At 38.2% G+C, this 22629-nt stretch carries 23 protein-coding genes and 1 pseudogene; 2 read left to right on the top strand and 22 right to left on the bottom strand.

Features of this window, described 5'->3' with window-relative positions:
• Positions 1 to 4: 4 nt before the first annotated feature.
• The 22 genes and pseudogenes from pseG to NSQ62_RS02705 all read right to left on the bottom strand — a co-directional run bounded on the left by pseG (position 5) and on the right by NSQ62_RS02705 (position 20523).
• On the bottom strand, positions 5 to 1054 hold the full coding sequence (gene pseG, locus NSQ62_RS02810; RefSeq protein WP_341322413.1) for a UDP-2,4-diacetamido-2,4,6-trideoxy-beta-L-altropyranose hydrolase: 1050 nt from the start codon (positions 1052 to 1054) through the stop codon (positions 5 to 7).
• Positions 1055 to 1789 carry a glycosyltransferase family protein gene (locus NSQ62_RS02805; protein ID WP_341322412.1) on the bottom strand — a complete coding sequence of 245 codons (735 nt, stop codon included), beginning with the start codon at positions 1787 to 1789 and terminating at the stop codon, positions 1055 to 1057.
• Between the two features lie 39 nt (positions 1790 to 1828).
• Positions 1829 to 2794 carry a UDP-N-acetylglucosamine 4,6-dehydratase (inverting) gene (pseB, locus tag NSQ62_RS02800; protein ID WP_341322411.1) on the bottom strand — a complete coding sequence of 322 codons (966 nt, stop codon included), beginning with the start codon at positions 2792 to 2794 and terminating at the stop codon, positions 1829 to 1831.
• A 5-nt stretch (positions 2795 to 2799) separates the two neighbouring features.
• Positions 2800 to 4608 (bottom strand): 6-hydroxymethylpterin diphosphokinase MptE-like protein, encoded by a 1809-nt coding sequence (locus NSQ62_RS02795; RefSeq protein WP_341322410.1) that lies wholly within the window; start codon positions 4606 to 4608, stop codon positions 2800 to 2802.
• 125 nt (positions 4609 to 4733) lie between these two features.
• Positions 4734 to 6011 carry a flagellin gene (locus NSQ62_RS02790; RefSeq protein WP_341322409.1) on the bottom strand — a complete coding sequence of 426 codons (1278 nt, stop codon included), beginning with the start codon at positions 6009 to 6011 and terminating at the stop codon, positions 4734 to 4736.
• A 140-nt stretch (positions 6012 to 6151) separates the two neighbouring features.
• Positions 6152 to 6532: pseudogene (locus NSQ62_RS02785) on the bottom strand (flagellin); the annotation flags it as partial.
• A 34-nt stretch (positions 6533 to 6566) separates the two neighbouring features.
• On the bottom strand, positions 6567 to 6959 hold the full coding sequence (locus NSQ62_RS02780) for a hypothetical protein (RefSeq protein WP_341322408.1): 393 nt from the start codon (positions 6957 to 6959) through the stop codon (positions 6567 to 6569).
• Positions 6960 to 7285: 326 nt separating this feature from the next.
• Positions 7286 to 7507 (bottom strand): carbon storage regulator CsrA, encoded by a 222-nt coding sequence (gene csrA, locus NSQ62_RS02775; RefSeq protein ID WP_341322407.1) that lies wholly within the window; start codon positions 7505 to 7507, stop codon positions 7286 to 7288.
• A complete protein-coding gene (gene fliW, locus NSQ62_RS02770; protein WP_341322406.1) occupies positions 7508 to 7951 on the bottom strand; it encodes a flagellar assembly protein FliW in 444 nt (147 codons plus the stop codon).
• 14 nt (positions 7952 to 7965) lie between these two features.
• Positions 7966 to 8532, bottom strand: coding sequence for a DUF6470 family protein (locus tag NSQ62_RS02765; RefSeq protein ID WP_341322405.1), 567 nt, complete (start codon positions 8530 to 8532; stop codon positions 7966 to 7968).
• Between the two features lie 546 nt (positions 8533 to 9078).
• Positions 9079 to 10053, bottom strand: coding sequence for a flagellar hook-associated protein FlgL (gene flgL / locus NSQ62_RS02760; RefSeq protein ID WP_341322404.1), 975 nt, complete (start codon positions 10051 to 10053; stop codon positions 9079 to 9081).
• A gap of 218 nt (positions 10054 to 10271) precedes the next feature.
• Positions 10272 to 11201 (bottom strand): flagellar hook-associated protein FlgL, encoded by a 930-nt coding sequence (gene flgL, locus NSQ62_RS02755; RefSeq protein WP_341322403.1) that lies wholly within the window; start codon positions 11199 to 11201, stop codon positions 10272 to 10274.
• Between the two features lie 49 nt (positions 11202 to 11250).
• Positions 11251 to 12825 (bottom strand): flagellar hook-associated protein FlgK, encoded by a 1575-nt coding sequence (gene flgK / locus NSQ62_RS02750; RefSeq protein WP_341322402.1) that lies wholly within the window; start codon positions 12823 to 12825, stop codon positions 11251 to 11253.
• A 443-nt stretch (positions 12826 to 13268) separates the two neighbouring features.
• On the bottom strand, positions 13269 to 13775 hold the full coding sequence (locus tag NSQ62_RS02745) for a flagellar protein FlgN (protein ID WP_341322401.1): 507 nt from the start codon (positions 13773 to 13775) through the stop codon (positions 13269 to 13271).
• A 33-nt stretch (positions 13776 to 13808) separates the two neighbouring features.
• The gene (gene flgM, locus NSQ62_RS02740; RefSeq protein ID WP_341322400.1) at positions 13809 to 14069 is read right to left on the bottom strand and encodes a flagellar biosynthesis anti-sigma factor FlgM; all 261 of its coding nucleotides are present in this window, start codon (positions 14067 to 14069) and stop codon (positions 13809 to 13811) included.
• Positions 14070 to 14266: 197 nt separating this feature from the next.
• Positions 14267 to 14677: a TIGR03826 family flagellar region protein gene (locus NSQ62_RS02735; protein WP_341322399.1), complete on the bottom strand. Its 411-nt coding sequence runs from the start codon at positions 14675 to 14677 to the stop codon at positions 14267 to 14269.
• Between the two features lie 119 nt (positions 14678 to 14796).
• Positions 14797 to 15402 (bottom strand): ComF family protein, encoded by a 606-nt coding sequence (locus tag NSQ62_RS02730; protein ID WP_341322398.1) that lies wholly within the window; start codon positions 15400 to 15402, stop codon positions 14797 to 14799.
• Positions 15395 to 16819: a DEAD/DEAH box helicase family protein gene (locus NSQ62_RS02725; RefSeq protein ID WP_341322397.1), complete on the bottom strand. Its 1425-nt coding sequence runs from the start codon at positions 16817 to 16819 to the stop codon at positions 15395 to 15397. The genes NSQ62_RS02730 and NSQ62_RS02725 overlap by 8 nt, the downstream gene beginning before the upstream one ends.
• A gap of 145 nt (positions 16820 to 16964) precedes the next feature.
• On the bottom strand, positions 16965 to 17810 hold the full coding sequence (locus NSQ62_RS02720) for a DegV family protein (RefSeq protein WP_341322396.1): 846 nt from the start codon (positions 17808 to 17810) through the stop codon (positions 16965 to 16967).
• Positions 17811 to 17967: 157 nt separating this feature from the next.
• Positions 17968 to 18483: a nuclear transport factor 2 family protein gene (locus NSQ62_RS02715; protein WP_341322395.1), complete on the bottom strand. Its 516-nt coding sequence runs from the start codon at positions 18481 to 18483 to the stop codon at positions 17968 to 17970.
• Positions 18484 to 18663: 180 nt separating this feature from the next.
• A complete protein-coding gene (locus NSQ62_RS02710) occupies positions 18664 to 19338 on the bottom strand; it encodes a response regulator transcription factor (protein WP_341322394.1) in 675 nt (224 codons plus the stop codon).
• Positions 19339 to 19359: 21 nt separating this feature from the next.
• A complete protein-coding gene (locus NSQ62_RS02705; RefSeq protein ID WP_341322393.1) occupies positions 19360 to 20523 on the bottom strand; it encodes a sensor histidine kinase in 1164 nt (387 codons plus the stop codon).
• Positions 20524 to 20685: 162 nt separating this feature from the next.
• On the opposite strand from NSQ62_RS02705, the gene NSQ62_RS02700 reads away from it, so the two are divergent.
• Both NSQ62_RS02700 and NSQ62_RS02695 read left to right on the top strand, forming a co-directional pair.
• On the top strand, positions 20686 to 21321 hold the full coding sequence (locus NSQ62_RS02700) for a YigZ family protein (RefSeq protein ID WP_341322392.1): 636 nt from the start codon (positions 20686 to 20688) through the stop codon (positions 21319 to 21321).
• A gap of 154 nt (positions 21322 to 21475) precedes the next feature.
• Positions 21476 to 22528 (top strand): LCP family protein, encoded by a 1053-nt coding sequence (locus tag NSQ62_RS02695; RefSeq protein ID WP_341322391.1) that lies wholly within the window; start codon positions 21476 to 21478, stop codon positions 22526 to 22528.
• The last annotated feature ends 101 nt before the right edge of the window (positions 22529 to 22629 follow it).

The raw sequence follows: 22629 nt of genomic DNA, 5'->3' as shown, positions 1-22629 counted from the left end.
TCCCCTATACTAACGTTTTTTCTACAATCCGCTCTACTCCTAAGCAATCAATCACTTCTAGAGCTTTTTTATGTATCTTAATACGCTGAATCTCATTTTTTATAAATTTTTCAGTCTCCTCTTCCCAACTTTTCGTAGTTTGAGATTCTGCTAAACCTAAATATTTTATAATCCCCTTTTGGTTTGCATTTTCGGAAAGTTCTAATTGGTTTTCTGCTGTAGCTACAACTATACTTGGTAAACCTAGGGAGCATCTTTCCCATGTAGATACACCACCAGCTCCAATTCCTATATCACATTGATTTATCAAACTAGCCATATTATTTATTTGATAGTAATAATGGTAATTGTCATTTTTTTCACAACATTCTTTTATAATATTGGCATACTGATTACTACTTCCAACTACAACATGGACAGTTAAACCTTTAAATCTAATTAATGCCTTAAGTACTTTTAAGGTTTCATTTGTTGGATCGCTTCCTCCAAATGAAACTAAGATATTTTTAACAGGGCCTTTTTTTTCTTTAATGCGACCTTTTTCAACAATAAATTCTTGTCTTAACATAGCATAAGTAGGCCCTAATAACGGCAAGCAAAAATCAGGAATTAATTTATTATATCGTTCATTTAAGTTTAAATAATCATTATGATCTACTAAATAATCACAATAATGCGGTCTATCTGCCAAATCATCAATTACCAATATTTCATCTACAAACGAAGCTAATTTTTTTTGCCATTTTTCATCGAGAGAGTAATGATCTACTATTAACAAATCAGCTTTTTGACTAGGTATCATTTCTATAGTTTGGAGAGCATCCAACTCCCAATTTTCAGTTGTATAACTCCAAATATCTTCTTCAATTAAAGGCAAACTGAGCACCTTAAACTTATGACTTTTAATTAATTCTCTACAATCCCCAACAAGTTCTCTGCAAATGAACATAACCTCGTTACCCAGTTCTTGATATTTTTTGGCTAACGTTAAACATCTTGAGACATGGCCAATACCAATTTCAGTTGAAGCATCTACTCTTATAATAACTTTCATTTATTCGCCTAAAACCTTTTTTTGTTCGATGTGAGCATTAATACCATACCAAGAAGGATTTTTTTCCATTAAAGTTATAATGTCCATTAATCTAAATTTAGGGTTTCCTACAAATAACGTACTTAAAATTTTTTCTATCAATGTGAAATCCTCCTCCGTATCTACAGTCAATCTGTAATTATGTAAATCTCTATCGTTTTTCACATTACCTTTGGTAAACTCGTTTTCTTTATTATAATAATATAAAGTTACATGTTCTCTTTCATCTGCAGTTTTTGCTTCAATGTATACTTTCTCTAAACTTGTAAATGAAAAAACCTCTGTATCTAGTCCTCGAGGGAATGTTCTTTCTAAAACATTCGAGACATAATCAAAATTATTATCCTTATAATATTTTATTACTTTGTCTACGATTTCTGGATCAATTAGTGGGCAATCTGATGTTATTCTTACAACAACATCTGCTTTATATTGTTTAGCTGCTAAAAAATATCTAGACAAAACATCTTGTTCTGAACCTCTAAAACAAATTATATTGTTTTCTTTACAAAAATCAGCTACTAAATTATCTTTTGATAACTCGGTGGTAGCTATTATAACTTCATCTAACTCTTCACAGTCTCTTAATCTTTCAATTTGATATTGTAACAACGGTTTGCCATTAACTTTTTTTAAAATTTTCCCTGGTAATCTTGTTGATCCCATTCTCGCCTGAATAATTGCAATAATCTTCATTATTACTACCTCCACATGATAAAAAGAAATGTAGCTTAGCTACATTTCTTTTACTAATTCTCTTAATTCTTCAACACTTAACCAATGTGTATTTTCATTACTAACATAACGGAAATTTTCAGGTAATTCTTTAGAATTTAATTTATTATCTTTTGTCCACCAGTTTGTTTCAGGCTGAATTACATAATAGCTATCATATTCGATAGTATGACGCGCATCATCTTCCATAATCATCGCCTCATGCAGCTTTTCGCCTGGGCGAATACCAATAACCTCAATTTCACATTCAGGAGCAATCGCCTTAGCTAAATCCATAATGTTCATACTTGGAATTTTCGGCACAAAAATTTCGCCGCCTTGCATGCGCTCAAGGTTATCTAATACAAATTGTACACCATGCTCTAATGTAATCCAGAAGCGCGTCATACGCTCATCAGTAATCGGAACGACTCCTGTTTCTCGGATTTTCTTGAAGAACGGTACAACACTGCCACGACTACCTACAACATTACCGTAGCGTACAACAGAGAATTTTGTTTTCTTTTCACCAACATAGGCATTTGCTGCAACAAACAATTTATCTGAAGCTAACTTTGTTGCACCGTATAAGTTTACTGGTGAACATGCCTTATCTGTTGAAAGTGCGATAACCTTTTCAACGCCACAATCAATGGCCGCTTCAATAATATTTTGAGCACCATGAATATTCGTTTTAATTGCTTCGAATGGATTATATTCACACGCATCCACATGCTTCATCGCTGCTGCGTGAATGACAATATCTACTCCATCAAACGCACGATATAAACGATCCTTATCTCTTACATCTCCGATAAAGAAACGAATACGCTCATCTTGAAATTCTTGTTTCATTTCGTATTGTTTTAGCTCATCACGGCTAAATACAATGATTTTTTTTACATCAAGCGTCAGAGCCTTACGTATAAACTTTTTACCAAAAGATCCAGTACCACCTGTTACTAATATCGTTTTATTATTTAACATTCTTTTCAATCCTTTAAAAAATCATTTTTTAAATTATTATTTATAATTTCTTCAATTCTAGTTAAAGTAACAATTACTGCACCTAAATATCGAATATTAATATCTCTGTATCTTTTCAGATTTTCTAAATTCCATATTTCATCTATATCATTATAATTCCACAAATATTTTATTAATTGTGACTGAAGATTATGAGATAGTAATTTGTGAGTAGAAATTTCCTCATTTAAATATTTTATTTTATTCAATTCATAAACAACTTCTAATTGCTTACCCCTAATATTTTCACTATCAATGTTAATATTAGAGACATTATTGAAGTAAATTAAGCATTTTCTTCTAAACGCTTCTATATAATCTAACATTGTGCTCAAATTTCTCTTAGCAATTGATAAATCAATATTATATATTGGCGTGTCATTAATTACTGAATATACATTTTCAATATTAGAGGTACCGTATTTATTAATCGCTTCCTTTAGCGTCATTTGTCTAGTATTAGCGATTTTAGAACCGCCTTCTGTAGCATTAATTACATCTATCTCATATTCAGCAATTTTCGATTCATACCAAACTCTAAACATATTCCAAATAGCCGTAGATTTTACTGTACCACCATTATATCCAGGTACTTCAAAAGTTTCTTCTATTTTATTATTCTCTAGATTATCATAAGTTGTACCACTAGCATGTGTTTCTCTCTCAGATTCACCATATGCTAAGTCTTGACCAATTAAAATTATAGGACTACAACCTAAATGATGAGCAAATCCAAATGCCATGTGAGCACATGATATCCCCACTAAAGTACTTGCATCTTCTTCCACATTTAAAATTTCTTTTAACCATCTATACTCATTTACTTCCGTTCTAAATGGTAATACTAAATTCCCCTTAAACTCCTTAAAAATTTCACCATGCAGCAAAGGAGGTGCTACTAAAGTAATTTCTTTCGGCATATCTTTATCCTTATAAAAATAATCGTACACCGTAACTACTCGTTCTACAGTACAAATAAAGTCAGGAATAATTCCTTCCTTTACTAAACGACTAACTATTGTATCAACTGCAACGATTATTAATTTCTCTTTATTGGCTTTTAAAATTTCTATGTTTTTATTTAACGAAGGACCTGCAGCAATGACTACAGCAGGTTTATTACGAAAACGATTCTTCAAAAAGGCCGGATTTTTAGACTTAACAATATACTCTAAATTACTTAAATTTTGATTTAATCCTTGCAAACTATCATCAACATCATTTCCTGTAGTTCGCAATATGCTTGTTAAAACTTGATTAATTTTAGAAATGTATTGTTTAGTAATTGAAAAATCTGTTTTTCGATAGTAATCTGTAAAATAAAATCGAATATTCCTAGCCATTCCTAAAGCTTCAAAACTGTAGATGATGGATTGAATAAATTCATTTAAATTATCTGTAATATGATCGGCAAATAATAGTATCCCACTTTTCCGAAAAATTTTAAAGGACTTATTATGTAATGTATGGGTTAGTAAATTCAACTGTGGTTCTATTACTATAATAACCGAATCTTTATGAACACTTTTTTTAAGTTCAGATAACTCTTCAACACCTAAAATACCAAATGCGAATATAATTTCTCTTTTGTATTTACTGTATACAAAAGTTTCATCCAAATTAGATTCAACGGCAATAATTTTATTTTCTTTAACTTCGAAATACTCTTTATTCTCATCTTTATATAAAAACTTAGGATACTCATTATCAATATGTTCTGCTATCCAATGGGGTTTTCCATCAGATAAAATTTCTATATTCTTTTCAATTAACATATTTCATCTGTCCCTTACTTCAAATTTCATTAACTAACATCTATATCGACAATTTATTTCAAAACTAAAGAAAAGCGTTTGGGAAAATAAATTCCCAAACGCTTTTTTTAAAAGCTTCTTACAAATTAACCTAATAATTGTAATACGCCTTGTGGTTGTTGGTTAGCTTGCGCTAACATTGATTGTGCAGCTTGCATTAAGATGTTGTTCTTCGTGAATGACATCATTTCAGCAGCCATATCTGTATCACGGATACGTGATTCAGCAGCTGTTAAGTTTTCAGAAGTTGCACCTAAGTTGTTAATTGTGTGTTCTAAACGGTTTTGAACTGCACCTAAGTTAGAACGTGTATCAGATACTTTTTTGATTGCTGCATCGATATCAACGATTGCTGAGTCAGCACCTTTTTGAGTTAATAGGCTAATTCCTTCAACATCAACTTTAGCACCGTTTTCAAATGCTTCATCAGCAGCAAACGCTGAAGTACCATCAGCTTTGTAATAACCCGCAGCTTGTGTAGTTTTACCATCTGCATCTTTAACTGCTTCTTTGAAAGTTGCTACAGCACCATCAACAGTCATTTCTGATAGTACGCCTTCTTTATCGACATCGCCAGCTGTTGAGTAAAGACCCGCAACTGTACCTGCAGCAATACGTGTAGTAACAGTAGTAATAGTCATTGTACCAGGTGTTGCACCAACAGTTAAAGGTTTAGCAGATGCTAATACCGCTACTGTAGCGTTAGCAACATAATAACCAGCTACTTTTGTACCTGCAGATGCTTGCCATTTAGCTTCTAATTCAACAACTGCCGCTCCAACTGACTCTGCTTTTACACTTACTTTAAGAGTATCATAAACATCAGTATTTTTAACTGTACCTTCTTTATCCCCTTGAATATCAAGAGCTTTAGCAGATACGTTGCTGATTGATAACTCGATGTTTTGTTTCTCGTTTGCACCGATGTGGAATACGCGATCTTGGAAATCACCGTTTAATAATTTTTGAGTATTGAACTCAGTGTCTGTAGAGATACGAGTTAATTCTTCTTTTAATTGTGTGATTTCTTTGTTTAACGCGTTACGGTCTTCTGCAACGTTTGTGTCGTTTGCAGATTGTACTGCTAACTCACGCATACGTTGTAAGATTGAGTGAGACTCGTTTAATGCACCCTCAGCTGTTTGGATAAGAGAGATTGAGTCGTTAGCGTTTTTCGTAGCCATGTCTAAACCACGGATTTGTCCACGCATTTTTTCAGAGATTGCTAAACCTGCAGCGTCATCGCCAGCACGGTTGATTTTGTAACCTGAAGATAATTTTTCTAGGTTTTTAGACGCTTGCGCGTTGTTGAAACCAAGGTTACGGTGTGTGTTTAAAGCCGAAATGTTATGTTGAATTCTCATGTGGAATTCCTCCTTGAATTGTTTTTGTGACCCACATCCTTGTGGGAAAGCTCAGCTTTGGTTTCCCTCTGCCTTACACTCTATATATCGTTACAGGTTTTAAATGTTTAATAGTTTTTAAAAATATTTTTAAATATTTTTTAGCCTAGTAGCTGTAATACACCTTGTGGCTGCTGATTTGCCTGTGCAAGCATTGATTGCGCTGCTTGCATTAAGATGTTTTGCTTTGTGAAGTTCATCATTTCAGCGGCCATATCTGTATCGCGAATGCGTGATTCTGCGGCTGTTAGGTTTTCTGATGTTGCGCCTAGGTTGTTAATTGTGTGCTCGAGGCGGTTTTGTACTGCACCCAGGCGTGAGCGATCGTCTGAAATCAGGGCGATTGCTTTATCGAATTTTTCGATTGCCTTATCCGCCGTTTCTTGAGTAGCAATGCTGATGCCTGTTAAGCCTAGATTTTTAGTTGAAATTTTAGGTAACTCTACTTGAATATTTTGGCCACTGTTTGCACCAATATGGAAGGTAATATTGTCAGGCATCGGTGCTTCCGTTGTGTCAACATTTATAGCCTTTTCTGTTGTAACCTTCTCGGTCGTAGCCTTCCGCATTATAACCTTTTTCGTTGTAGCCATCGTGCGTTTTCCCGTCTCGGTTGTAGCCGTTTTTATCGAAGTCTTCTTTATTAAAGCCTTCTCGGTCCCAGCCCTTTTTATCGAAACCGTCTTGGTCATAGCCTTCTTGGTCAAGGCCACTAAAATTGAAGCCGTCTACATCATAGCCTGCTTTGTTATAACCGTCCTTGTAGTAGCCCTCTCGGTTCCAGCCGTCACGATTATAGCCGATTGCATCATAGCCGAAGCAATCGTAGCCGCCGATATACTTTTTCCCGGTCAAATGGATGCCCTTTGCGTCAAAGCCATTTGCATCATAAAAGTTACGATTGCGCATTTTGCCATTTTCACCAAATCCGCGGACATCATAACCGTAATCATCATATTTGGTGCCGTTTTTATGATTCCCCGTATAGATTGAAGCCGCGCTCGTCGTATTGCTGCTCAGGGGGAATGGGTTTCGAAGAAAATAATTTTTTTAAAAAACCGACCATTTGCATCATACCTTTATGTTCAATTTATTTTTAAGCTTTCTTACCTTATCGGCATTTTTCTTAAAAGTTATTTTTAACCATAAAATTTCCCGTTAATATATGTATTTAAAACTACCATTAACCAAACAAAAGCACCAGTCCATTTTCACTTTGACTAGTGCTTTTTCTGCTATTTTTTTAACTTTAAATTTTTCACAAAATCTGGGACAGCATCTAATGCCTCTTTATTTTGTTGCATAATGGATTCAAATACTTCATGACGGTGAACCTTGACCGATTTTGGTGCCACGATACCGAGCTTGACTTGATCGCCTTCTACGGCAATCACCTTCAACTCGATGTGGTCGCCAATCATAATCGACTCGCCTTTTTTTCGAGACAGTACGAGCATTTATTTCACACTTCCTTCAGCAATCCCTACTGGGTAGCGTAGTGAATATTGTCCGCTATCATGTAAGACAATCTGTTTGCCTAGCTGTTCTTTTGTATTAATGATGATGGGTGCTAATAAGTTCATCGTTGAATCCGGGAAATTTTCTTTTAATGTGAGTATCGTATACACCGCGACATCTTTTTCATCGCTTAGCTTTAACTCGGTTTTGTCTTCTTCACTTAAGTCAAATGCATAATCTTTTTTAAACGCAAATGGGTAGGCAACCACAAAGCCTAGCTGCGCTTCTTCTGTCGATTGTAATAACGCAATCGGTAAATCGGCATCTAAGCCTAAAAGGATAAACGATTTATTTTCTGGGAAACCAGGTAATCCGTTTTCAAAGGTAATAATGTTCTCTTCTTGAATTTCTACTTCACCTAAAAATTTTGTTTCAATGTTCATGTAATTCGCTCCTTTTAGCCTCTTACATCAATCTGTACATCTGGCCTTACCACCATTTTGCCACTTACCTTACCGTAAGTGAAGTCCATTTGCGGCTTGTTCACTTGAACGTCAATTTTTGGCGCATTTCGTGTAATGTTCACATCTGTTGTCCCTGGTGTAATGTTTACATCCACCGAGCCAATTGATGGGATGAACTTAATATTATAGGGACCCGCGCGCTTTGGTCCATGGTTTTGCTTGGCGATATTTTGGATTGTTGAACGCCCCATGTCTTTTCCGGCGTTGCGCATCATTTGATTACCTTCACTAACGCGACGCGAAATACCACTTAGTGATTCTTGTCGGCCCATTTGTGCATATTCTTTAATCATTTCACCAGTTGGCTTAAGCCCTAAATCACGCCACATTTGATCCATATTAATGTCGAGCCTAGCATTCGTTGTATTGATTTCAAGTGTTGCAGCCGGCTGTGAAATATTCAATGTTGCTTTCGGTTGCTGAATGCGTTGAAACGGCTTTGTAATGTTGTAATCCATTTTGATGTCAGTTGTTGAAATTTGAATTTGTGGGATGTTCATACTTATAGGCCCCCCTTTTTAAGAAAAGCGTTTGGAAAAGCTCCAAACGCTCAGTTGTTGAAATTTATGTTGTTAACGGATGGTATTAAACCGTCTATGACTGTCTCTTCGCTTTTGTCACAAGACATTAGTAGCCTTCATCTAACGGATGAAGTCTTCATTTTATTTAAACCGTTTGTGACTGTCGCTTCGCTTTCGTCACAGAACTTTAGTTGTCTTCATCTAACGGATGAAGTCTTCATTTTATTTAGACCGTTTGTGACTGTCGCTTCGCTTTCGTCACAGAACTTTAGTTGCCTTCATCTAACGGATGAAGTCTTCATTTTATTTAAACCGTTTGTGACTGTCGCTTCGCTTTCGTCACAGAACTTTAGTTGCCTTCATCTAACAGATGAAGTCTTCATTTTATTTAAACCGTTTGTGACTGTCGCTTCGCTTTCGTCACAGAACTTTAGTTGCCTTCATCTAACGGATGAAGTCTTCGTTTTATTTAAACCGTTTGTGACTGTCGCTTCGCTTTCGTCACAGAACTTTAGTTGCCTTCATCTAACGGATGAAGTCAACTAAAGTTTGCTGAATAATCTTTGCCCCTACAGACAAGGATGCTTGGTGGATAGATTCGGCTGTTACCATTTCGGTAATGGTTTTGGCATAGTCTGTATCTTCGTTAAGTGACATTTGTTTTGTCACGCTAACTTCTTGGATTTCTAAGCGGTTCGTCATTAATTCAAGACGATTTTGACGCGCTCCCACTGTAGCTCGGACTTCGAGTACTTTTTCAGTGATTTTATCTAGTCTAGGATTAGTGGTTGTTGCACCTGTGCCTGAAAGACCTAATAAGTCACCGATTTCCTCGCCTGTAGCAGGTGTTTGAGTAGGATCTTTGTGACGACCAAATAAGCCTTCTACCTCTGCTAAGTAATCATCAACAGCGCCAAATAATTCCATCCCCGCTGTATTGACTTGCATTTTGATGCCGTCGAATACATCAATCTCTACAGTTTTATTTCCTGGAGCATTACTATCTGTTTTTGTTCCTAAAGCTGCTTCATTTAATACCGTTACATTTAGAGTTGGTTCATTAACAAATAATGGTGTCCCTGTTTTCGTACCTGAGAAAACATAATTTTCTCCAATTTTTGTATTACCTAAATCCTGAATATGCGCACGAATTTGTTTGATTTCTTCGCTGATTTTATTGCGCTCTTCCTTTGTATTCGTATCGTTCGCTGCTTGTACAATTAGCTCTTTCACACGAATTAAAGAAGTCCCGACTTGATCTAAAGACTCGTCCGTCGAATCCAACCACGTATGAGCTTCACGCATATTACGTTGATATTGTACGTTTCTGTCTAAATCCACGCGGTAGCTCATCCCTTTTACGGCTACTACCGGGTCATCAGATGGACGGTTAATAATCTTTCCAGAGTTCAACTGGTCTTGATATTTAGACATTTTATTATAACTATTATTTAAATTTCGTAGCATATTGCTTGATAACATCGATTGTGTAACACGCATTGCCATTCCCCTTTTCAAAAAAGAATTTGAAATGGTCGAAACACGGTAATTTCTAAGCTGACTGAATAAAATGGTAAGTTGTGTTTTGCCACTTCATGTAATGTAGAAATTGAATCTTTATTGCGAAATTTAGATTGTTATTAACGGATGAAGTCATTTATTTTTTAAAACCGTTTGCAACTGTCGCTTTGCTTTCGCAGAACTTTAGTTGTCTTCATCTAACGGATAAAGTCAACTAAAGTTTGCTGAATAATCTTTGCACCTACAGATAAAGACGCTTGGTGAATTGACTCGGCTGTTGTCATGTCTGTAATGGCTTTTGCGTAGTCTGTGTCTTCATTTTCAGATAGCTGCTTCGTCACGTTCAGTTCTTGAATTTCTAAACGGTTTTGCATTAATTCTAGGCGGTTTTGTTTTGCGCCGATTTCTGCACGCATTGTCAAGACCGTGCTATGCAAGCCGTCTAATGCTGGAATTTTGGCTGTGCCTCCAGCATTTTCAAATTCTGCGCCTAATGCCGCACCGATTTCTTCACTTGTAATGTCTTTATTGTTCAAAATCCCTTCAAGCTGCCCCATAAATTCATCGACTTTTTGGAAGTAATCTACGCCTGTCGTATTTACTTTCATTGAAATGCCATCAAAGACGTTCATGTCAATAGATTTTGTTAAGCCGTCTTGACCAGCGATTTCGGGATTAATCGCCCCATCACTAAATAATGGGCGATTTGTATAAGTTCCTGAGAATATATAATTATCACCAATTTTCGAATTGGCTAAATCGCGGAATTGCTCACGAATTTGGCTAATTTCTTCACCAATTTTTTTACGTTCATCAGGTGTATTTGTATCATTCGCTGCTTGTACAATTAACTCTTTCACACGAATTAACGAAGTACCAACTTGGTCTAATGCTTCATCTGTAGAATCCACCCAAGTATGCGCCTCATTAATATTACGTTGGTATTGCGCGTTTTTATCTAAGTCTACGCGGTAGCCCATTCCTTTTACGGCGATTACCGGGTCATCGGAAGGACGGTTAATTAGTGATCCTGAATTCATTTGATCTTGAAGTTTGCTCATCTTGTTGTAGCTTGTATTCAGATTACGAAGCATATTGTTAGATAGCATGGATTGTGTAACGCGCATTACGGTTTTGCCTTCTTTCTAGTTGCTTAGTCTAAGTTGTAGTTGTGTATTATAATCCGACACGGCCCATGCCGTTGATGATTTTGTCTAATGTTTCGTCGATTACAGTAATCATACGTGCGTTGGCGTTGTATGCTTGCTGGAATGTAATCATGTTTGTCATTTCTTCGTCTAGTGATACCGAGTTAAATGACGCACGATTTTTTTCAATTTGTAAATTTAATGTACCTGAGTTGTACTCTTCCATTACCGCTTGTTTACCTTTTACACCTAAGTCACCGATTAATGATTTATAGAATGATTGGAATGTACCACCTTGTAGAGTTGCCGTATTTCCTGCATCTTTAACAACTTCTGTTTGTAACGCTGCAATGGCTAAGATATTTTTATTGTTACCTTCTTCATTAGGAGCGTCAGAAGCAGCAATTTCTTCAGGCTTTGTAATTTGCACTTTAATATCGGCGGCTGTAGTACCCGCTTCATCAAAGAACGGTTTGCCTGCAGTTCCCTTCAAATCAAAACCTTGTTGATGAGCTGCGTTGAATACTCGAACAATTTCACTTGCCAAAAGATCTAACTGTGAAAGCATTTCCGGATATAGCCCTTTACCACCGCTATGTCCAAATGCATCAATTAAAGCGACCAATTTCCCTTTTGAAGACTCCAAATCACTATATGCTACAGGTGTACCTGGTGCTGCTGGTGGATTTTTTTCATGGTCACTCGATAATCCAGAGATATTAATTTTAGAGAACTCTAAAAATTTACCGGTTGTCCCGTCGACATCACCTGTAATCGGGCCTCCACTCGTATTATCCGTAGATAGTGCAGCATAATCTTTCCCTTGCACTAAAGTAATTTCATCTGTTGAGCCTGCTTTTTTAAACGTAACTGTCATACTACCTTCAGCAATTGCTAAAGAATTCCCGCCTGATTTTTCATATGAAACGGAAACCGGCATAATCTCGTTTAATTTATCTAATAACACGTCACGCGTATCATAAAGATCGTTTGGCATATAGCCATTTGGTTCAACAGCTTGGATTTGTTTGTTTAAATTCGCAATTTGTTTTAAAAGGCTGTTTGCTTCGCCTGTTATGACATTAATCTCGTTTCCGATATTTCCTTGAATTAACTTTAACTGCGTATCCATATAGTTAAATGATTCGGCTAATGATTGGCCTTTTGAAATCATTACTTGGCGCGCTGCTGTGTCTTTTGGATTCGTTACGACATCTTCCATTGACTTCCAGAATTCCGTGAACGCTTGGTTAATCCCGAACTCTGATGGCTCTGACATCACATCTTCCATCTGTGAAATCGATTTTGTCGTGGATTGCCAGTAACCAAGTTTATTCGTTTCTTGGCGGAATTGGCGGTCTACGAACTCGTCGCGCATACGTTGTACAGAATGCGCCTGTACCCCTGTTCCGATATGGCCTGCTGTTGTTGGCGAGTTTAAGCCTGTACCCGGGAATCCTGGCGTTGTTTCCATATTAACGCGTTGGCGTGTGTAGCCTTCTGTGTTGGCGTTTGAAATGTTATGGCCTGTTGTATAAAGGGCTGATTGCTGTGTAAAAAGCCCGCGTTTACTTGCTTCAAGTCCCATGAATGTTGAGCGCATGGTTGTGCCTCCTCTTGTCTTTCGTTTCTCATTAGTCTTTATTTCGACATGTTATGTAATGCTTTGAACAAAATTTTGTGAATTAATTTGAATTGGCGCAAAAATAGGACAAAATCCTACCTCGTTTAGGGTGCGCGACCACTGTGAAGGTGAGAATATGCTGGGTTCAGTTTCCATTATTAGGTAATCCGCTCGTAAAAGTGCTGAATTCGCTCATAAGTTTCGTTAGATCGCTCATAAAAGAGCTAAATTCGCTCATTCCCCCGAAAAAAACGCTCATAAGCAAACGAATTTCGCTCATAAACCCAAAATTCCCACTATAAAATCACAGAAATACTAAAACAATCTATAAAATCAAGACTGCCTGTAATCCCACCAGCAAATGCAATAAAAGCAAAAAAATCGCATGTCCATCGCTGCATGCGCAGACAAAGAACATGCGATTAAGCTTTGAATTCGTTAAATGAGCGACGCGCTATTTCCGTTTGGCCGCGTACTTCTGCACCGGAATAGTTAAACTGCTCCGTACGTTTCTGTGGACGCATCGCATCGAGTGTAATATTGACAAACTGCAAAGAGTTGAACACCATTTTTTGATTTAAATCATTTTGCGCTTTTAATTTCCCTAAAAGCTCGACCATGCGCTCGCGTACTGCGACTAACGCTTCGGTCGGTTCTGATTGCTGAGCAGCCTCAATAACATCGGCAACAGAGGGTGTATCAGAAAGAGCAAATCCTTTTGCTCGAAGGTAATCCGTTACCATTTTCTGACGCTGTTGTTCGAACGTATCAATCGCCGCTACATGTGCCTGTTCATTTTTAATGAGCTGATCAAGCTTTTCCATATCACCTTGCTTAATGTATTCCGTTTTGGTAACTGCTAGCTCAAGTAGACTTTTATGCATTTTTTCTAGCTTCTCTAACGTTGCAACAATGTTGGCAATCGACATGTAATTTATGCTCCCTTACGTAAAAAATTTAAATTAGCGACGATAGTATTTCAGCATATCCTGTGCAACTTGCTTGGCATCGACTTTATATGTGCCCGAATCGATATCTGCCTTTAGCTGTTTAATGCGGTCCGCGCGTTCAGCCGCATAGGTGTTTGTTGCCTGCATTTCCTTTGCTTTTGACGAAATTTCGATATGATCTGCAAATGATTTTTGGACATTTGTAGCTTTATCTGTGCGTGCTTGTTTTTTGTATGAATTAATCGCCTGTAAACCAATTGGATTGATTTTCATTGGTATGGCCTCCCCTCATTTAAATCATCTTTATACTATATATTTCGACTACGTCAGAAAATTGTTTATGCTTTCTAAAAAAATTCCAACTTTTATGTGCCAAAAGTTTTGAATGTATTGTATTTTTAGTTGTTCTATGTACATTTTACTAAAATAAAAAACGAAGTCCTATTAATAAGACTCCGTTTCTCTAGTTTTTAGCGTTTATCCGTATGGTATGTAACGCGATCACGACGCGCGATATCATTTCGGAATTCCTTTGCCGCATCAAATGTGCGTAAATCCGACTTCAAGTTGTTTTGGCACTTCTCACATAGCTTCCCTTTATTTGTTAAATGCCCGCAGTTATCGCAAGGATAGCCTAGGCTCGGGAATACCGCTGGATGCAAGCGTCCTTTACGCACCCATTTGTATAATAAATCACGATTAACACCTGTTGCTTCTTCGATTCGATCAACATTCGCTGCACGATTTTCGCGCTTACGTAAAAATCGGTAAACCACTTGATACATATCTTCTTCCTTTTGCGCACAGTTATGACATACTTCACGTAAACCTGTATAGTTGAAAAATTCTTGGCACATCGGACAATTTCTTAACTCTGCCATTTCCTACACCTCCTAGTCAGTATGAGACGAACTTCATTAATTATAATTATACATAACGTTACTTATTTTTCATTGACAACTTTCCAAATTTATTAGATATGAGTATTTTCACCTAAACCTCAACTGTGTATTAATATAAATCCATCTACTGTATTTGCCCCAGCTTCGAGTAATGCTTTTTTTGCGTGCCGAAATGTTGTACCCGTCGTGTAAATATCATCAACTAACACTATGTTTTTGTGCTTAATTGCGGCGGGATTAGTCACTTCAAATAGCTGTGCAGTGGCAAGTCGTTCCTGTCGCGTTTTTTTTGATTGCTGTTCACTCGATAGCTTAGCGAGGTGCTGCACAAATGGAATGTTGGCCGCCTTTAAATATTCATCCACATGGGAAAACGTGCGCTGCTTTAAGCTTTCTGGATGCATAGGAATCGGAATAATCAGGCGGGGATCGTGCTTTAAATGGGCGGCTATTTCTCGATTAAATACATGCGCTAGCACAACGTCATGCATGAATTTATAGCGGTGCAAGAAATCCTTCATCGCATCATTATAATGAAATAATGTGACAACATCTGCATCTAGCTGTTGCGTCACTTTTTCAAAGCGTTGTTCGCAGCGTTGACAAATGGTTTTCGGTAAAACGGCTGTAAGTAGTTCTTTCCACCCCATACCGCCCTGCAATTCGCGTTCACATAACAGACAATTCATGATTGGTTTATTCATGGCGGTTCATCTCCTGAATTTTTTTGCGGGCCTTGTCCATTTCTATCGTAATACCGTGATGAAAAAAGACGATTTCGCCATCTGGAAATTGCGGATTGCGCCCAACACGGCCACTAATTTGAATGAGCGCACTCGCGGTGAAAATTGGACTTTCGCTACCAATGACGGCCACCTGTACATTTTTTATCGTAATACCACGCTCTAGAATGGTCGTTGTCAGTAAGCCTTTGCGCTGTTCATTCCGAAGCTCGAGTACCTTTTCCTTTCGCAATGGATCTTCTGAATGCACGCGTTCAATTGTCGGTTCCATTTGTTGAAATAGGGGTACCGCGCGTTCCATCAGGTCAATGGTTGGGAAAAAAATGAGGAAGGGTTCGTTATTTTCAAGTCGCTTTTCTAGCCACGCGCGCAATTTTTGCGGGATGCGGTTTTTATTGAATGCTTTGTCGTAGCGCCACAGCGATTGAAATTTCGGGACAGGTAACAAAAAGCCATGAAAGCGCCGCGCAATAAAGGAATAGCCCCAATGTTCGGCGGTTTTTTGTGCTAGTAATTTCGGGGAAGGCGTCGCAGTCACAAAGGCAATTGGCGCCGTGGGTTTTTTCGCTTTTAACACCGCTTGTTGCAAGGCTTCGTCGTAGGTATACGGAAACGCATCCGCTTCATCGACAATCATCACATCAAACGCCTGATCAAAACGATAGAGCTGTTGCGTTGTTGAAAGAACCAGCTGCGCAAATTGTGCATTCGGCTCTGCCCCTCCGTACAGCGCATGAATCGTGATGTTTTGAAACACTTGTAAAAAACGCGGATACAGCTCGAGCACCACATCTGTCCTCGGGGTTGCTACACAAACGCGCTTATTTTGTTTCAGTGCCTCGTAAATAGCGGCAAATAAAATCTCTGTTTTTCCCGCTCCGCAAACCGCACTCACCAGATGATTGCGATTTTTCTGCAGGCTAATCGTGAGCTCATCTGCGGCTTTTTGCTGATGCAGCGTTAATGTGCCGGTCCATGTGAAGTATGGTTTTATCTTTTTTATGGCGTAATTCGGCCCACACCATTTTATGAGCTCCTCACAGCTACACATGCGCCCCATCGTTATGCAGTGGCGACAATAATGACAAAGTTGCTGGCATTTTGCGCAGTGGAAGGTGATGAATTTGTGCGGGATTTTGTTTAGGCAGCGATTGCATGTTAGTTTCGGCTTAGTTGAAACTGCTGGGAGGGTTGTGAAGTAATGATGCTTGATGTAGGTGTTGATTTTTTGCTGGGGAAACGGCGTATTGTACCGCGACCATATGCGACCTGTGAAAAAGTTTTCGATTGTCGGTTCAACGAGGATGCCTTTGTAGGAAGTGTTTTGCCTGTGTGTAGAGACTTTGAAGGTTTTTGTGTGGATGGATGTTTGGATCATTGAGGGTTGCTCCTTTAGTTAGTTTTTAGGGGGAAACTAAGGTTTTCTAATTACTGCACGATTTTAGCGGATAACCGGTCAAGCTACTATAAGTAAACAAAAACAGCCACTACAAATACCTTCTGTAGTGACTGCTGTGTGAGTGTTATACTTTTTTAATCCAACCGAGGGCAATCGAGCCTTCACCTAAGTGTGTGCCGATTACTGGGCCAAAGTAGCTTAGTGTGAAATCAACGGTCGGATGCTTTTCAGCTAAGCTGTTCATCCATTCCGTTGCTTCTGCCTCGCAGTTCCCATGAATCACCGTCGCGCGTAAGGCACCGTGCTTTTCGACTGCAACGTCTAGCTGATCTTCTACACGACGTAATGCTTTTTTACGCGTACGAATTTTTTCGAACGGGACAATGACTTTGTTTTGGAACGTTAATACCGGTTTCACTTGAAGTAAGCCGCCGATTAACGCCGCTGCTGCCGATAGACGACCGCCACGCTGTAAATGCTGTAGGTCATCTACAATAATGTATTCCTCGCGTGTTGGACGCAACGTTTCTAAGTGCGCCATAACTTCTGCACCGGACGCGCCCTCTGCTGCCTTTATTGCCGCTTCCTTTACATATAAGCCTTGTAAATAAGCCGCTACCTCTGAGTCAAAGGCATAGAGATTTACACCGTCTACCATATCCCCTGCTTGCACCGCGCCTTGGAATGTGCCGCTAATGCCGCTTGATAAATGGATTGTTACAATATCATCATAATCTTTTGCTAACGTTTCAAAAAGCTCTACGAATTTACCAATTGGTGGCTGCGTTGTTTTCGGAAATTCCTTGGCACCGCGCACACGATCGTAAAATTCAGAGGCAGTAATATCAATCTCTTCATCATAAATTGTTCCTTCAATATTCACGCTTAAAGGAATCATATGAACGTTTAGACGCTGACGTTCTTCAAGCGTCAAATAGGCTGTACTATCTGTAACAACTACTGTTTTCATGAAATACCCCACTCTCCTATGCATCTTAGTTTACATGAACTCTATGTAATTGTGAACGAAAAAAATACCTCTTGTAGCACATAGCCTCCACAGATGCGAAATATTGTTATTCAAAAAAGCATCCCGTCCACAAAAAGGGACAAGATGCTCTCGTTTATTATTCATTACCGATATAGTAGATACTTGAAACTTTCCAAAGATCCTCTTTTACAAATACTGTTACTTGACGACCTGTCCCTGACATTTCAGCCCCGGTTTCAAGCTCTTTTGTATTGGTTGTTAGATTTGAAAATACTTGCGCCTCATCTGCTTTATAGTTCACAATCGTAATATCTTCAGCGCTACGGTTAATGTCATATTGCTTAAATACTTCTGTGGCCGCCTTCACATCTTCCTCGTAATCAAAGCCTTTTGCATTTTGTGAAATAATAGTTTTATAACGTTGTAAATCTTTATCATTAAAGGCTGCAATGTATTCGTTAAACGCATCAATAATTTGTTGTTTTTCATCTTCTGGAACGCCTGTTGCTTCTTGAATCTTTCCACCCAACATTTCAAAGCCAGCTGTTCCTTCATCGATTGTTTTTTGTAATTGTTCAGGCGATGCGTCTTTCTCATCCCCACAAGCTGTCAGCAAAAACATTGCCATGACCGCTACTAACCAGTTTTTCATATATTTCCAAACCTCCCGCAAAATATTCTAGCATAGTCGTATCAAAAATTCGATGTCTCGAATGGTCAAAATCATAGTTACCAACTAATAAGACGCCATCTGTTCACAGATGTTTCATAGATGCACAAAACAAAAACAGAAGTGCCATCACGCTGCACTCCTGCTTTAATAGTTTGCTAATTAACGAACTTCTACCCAGCCGTTTTTGATGGCTGTTACAACCGCTTGTGTACGGTCGTTTACGTTCATTTTTTGTAAAATACTTGAAACATGGTTTTTAACCGTTTTTTCTGAGATGAATAATGTTTCACCGATTGTACGGTTTGATTGGCCATCTGTCAGTAATTGTAGCACTTCACATTCACGCTTTGTTAGTAAGTGGAATGGACGGCGAATTTCAGTTTGGTGGAAATTGCCTTTGTTTTCATGCTCTGAAAGGCGACGGAATTCTGCTACTAAGTTTTTCGTAACTTTTGGATGTAAGTATGAGCCACCGTTTGATACTACTTTAATCGCTTCCACGATTTCGTCTGCATCCATTTCTTTTAACATATAACCAAGTGCACCCGATTTTAGTGCGTGTGTTACGTATGATTCGTCATCGTGAATCGATAACACCATTACTTTTGCATCTGGGTATTTTTCGATTAATTCAGCCGTAGCTTCGACACCATTTTTTTCTGGCATGTTAATGTCCATTAATACAACATCTGGTTCATTTCTTTCATATAAACCTAATACATCGATTCCGTCATCGCCTTCTGCTACAACTTCAAACGAATCTTCAAAATCTAAAATGCGTTTAACCCCTTCACGGAATAGTTGGTGGTCATCGATAATAATAATTTTTGTCATGGTAGTACCCCCTAGTATCTGTTAGATTATTTCCTCGTCTTCTATCGGTAAAGGAATTTTCATGAGAACAGTCGTGCCTTTACCTACAGCGCTGCTAATATTTATTGTACCCTTTAATAAATCGATTCTTTCCTTCATGCCAATAATGCCAAATGAACCTTCTCGCACATTATCAGTGTCGAAACCTTTACCATTATCTTTCACGACAACATTTATTTCGTCACGAAGCCACTCAATTTTCACATGGATCAGTGAAGATTTACCGTGTTTTAATGCATTATTGACACTTTCTTGTACTAAACGGAATATGGCAACCTCATAATCTGATGAAATCCGACGTTCATTATTATAGGATATAAATTGTATATCGGCGCCTGGATTATATTCCATAACCGTTGATAAATATTTTTTTAATGTTGGCGTGATTCCTAAATCATCGAGTGCCATTGGGCGTAAATCATAAATAATCCGACGCACTTCCGATAAGGCGTTGCGCACATTCACCTTTAAATCTTGAATTTCTTGTAGCGCTTTTTCAGCACCTTTTTCACGATAAATGCGATCGATTAAATTGGAGCGCATGAGCACATTGGCCATCATTTGGGCTGGTCCATCGTGAATTTCACGCGACAATCGCTTGCGTTCTTCCTCTTGCGCTTTAATAATGCGGATACCAAATTCCTGTTTTATTTTCGCTTGCTCGAGAGCCACGCTGACATCTTTTAAATCGGTCGTAAAATAGCTAATCACGACATTTACCTGATTAACGATGTGATCTGCTCTTTCAATCGTATCATAAAGTGCACGCAATCGTCTTTCTAAATCATCTCGTTTGTCACGTAATTGTTTTTCACGTTCCTTGCATAAGGACACCTTTAATTGTAAATTATTTGTATTTTCATAGGCTGCACGAATTTGTTCCTCTGAGTGATCATTGAAACTTTTACTCACAATGACTAAACGATGCTTCGATAACTGCAACAGTTTTTCTAAATTATCGGTTTCGTCAATCGTAATTTTCATTTCGTGGCGGACAATTTCGAGCTCTTGTTGCATTTGCTCAAAGCTTCTTCGGCTCTGTTCGCTTATAATAAATATATCGTCTTTAGAATTTGTAATTGTTTCCAGCATTCGATTAAAAATCACATCAAGCGAGGCTACATCTATACGGTCGTTTTGAAGCATACTATCCCCACCTTACTAAGCCAAAGTGTTATCTCGTTGTATCTTTTTTTTCGGTTTATTACTATTATAGTACATACCTATTATAGCATTATTAAAACATTTTTTAAGATATATTGTAACTACAAAAAAAGACATTAATTGTTAATTTAAGGAGAAATAATAATGAGAAATAACTATTTTACTGTGAAGGGCTACGGCGAATCCGAAATTATCATTTCAAAATCTCGATTTCTAACGTATGTTGAGCGTGTCGAAACCGAACAAGAAGCACTACTATTTATCGATAAAATTAAAAAAATGCACGCAAGCGCTACGCATAATTGCTCATGCTATATGATTGGCGAGCATGACCATATCCAAAAAGCGAATGACGACGGGGAACCAAGTGGCACAGCCGGCGTCCCAATGTTAGAGGTTTTAAAGAAACAAGGGTTAAAAGACACAGTAGTCGTTGTTACCCGTTACTTCGGTGGTATTAAACTCGGCGGTGGCGGACTGATCCGTGCTTACGGCAATGCAACAACAGAAGGCATCGCGGCTGCTGGCGTTGTCGAACGAAAATTACACTACGTAATGAAAGTCGCGGTTGATTATGTGTGGCTCGGTAAATTAGAAAACGAAATTCGTAATTCTGACTACACATTACGCGATATTGGCTATGCAGAAAGTGTTGAAATTTTTGTGTCCGTGTTAAAAGAGGACGAAGCCGCCTTCACTGAATGGATGACTGAATTAACGAACGGCCAAGCAATTGTATCGAATGAGGATGCGCTTTTTATTGAATTTTTAAAGGAATAAATGAAAAGCCCCTTGCATCGATATCTTTACGGCGTAAATGGATAGTAGTATAATAAATAAGATTGGAAACTATTCCTTATAGTGTCCTAGATTTCATTGCAAAAAAAACACTTTTCTATACAGTAATCTATTCCTAACCTAGAGGAGAATTTTTATGACAAATAAACCAACGCAAAAGAAGGGCGCTTCAAAATTCAAGCTTTTTTTAAAGGTTACGATGCTTGTGACACTGTCATTAGCAATTTGCGCAACTGCATATGGCGTTTATTTAACAAAGCAAGCCAAACACGCAGTCGATCAGGCCTATGAAGAACTTGATGAACGCAACATCCCTAACAACCGCGAAGCAAAAGTTGAGCCTGCAGATGACAATGTATCTATTTTAATTTTAGGTGTTGATGACAGTGAAAAACGTGGTCAAGGTGCCGAACATTCACGTACAGATGCCTTATTACTTGCAACATTAAACAACAAAACAAAAACAGTGAAATTATTAAGTATCCCTCGTGATTCTTATGTATATATCCCGCATGTTGGCTATCGTGACAAAATCAATCACGCCCATGCATTCGGTGGCACACTCGCTTCCATCGAAACCGTAGAAGAATTATTTGATATTCCGATTGATTACTATGTACGCATGAACTTCCATGCATTTATCGATATTGTTGACGCTTTAGGTGGGATCGAAGCAGAAGTACCATACGACCTACTTGAACTGGATGAAAACGATAAAAGAACGGTTGATTTAAAAGCTGGTTTACAAACACTTGACGGACGCGAAGCCTTAGCATTAGCCCGTACACGTAAGCAAGATAGCGATATCGAGCGTGGTAAACGCCAGCAAGACATTATTAAAGCAGTCGCTATGAAAGCAGCATCATTTACGTCTCTTACGAAATACGACGACATTCTTTCTGCTGTCGGCTCAAACATGAAAACTGATATGTCCTTTAAAGAAATGCGTTCATTCTTTAGCTATTTAACAAATGGTATGCCGCGCATCGACGCCTTAACATTAACAGGCTATGATGATACGTCAAAAGGTACTTACTATTACAAATTAGATCAAGAAAACGTAGACGAAATCAGCCATATTTTACAAAGTCATTTAGGTTTAACTCCTGAATCGACAAACTACTCTAGTACTGGTACAGAATCAGACTCTGCTTACAAAGAAGCAGATGACGATTCCATGACCCAATAAAATCCGTCCCCGAATCTCCGTTCATGCGAGATTCGGGGGTTTTTTGTATTCCCGTTTCAAGCACATCCACCCTGCCATGAAATCGACAGTTTCACGTAAAG

It is taken from the genome of Solibacillus sp. FSL H8-0523 (assembly GCF_038051985.1).
Taxonomy (GTDB): Bacteria; Bacillota; Bacilli; order Bacillales_A; family Planococcaceae; genus Solibacillus.
This window is presented reverse-complemented; position numbering and strand designations above follow the sequence as displayed.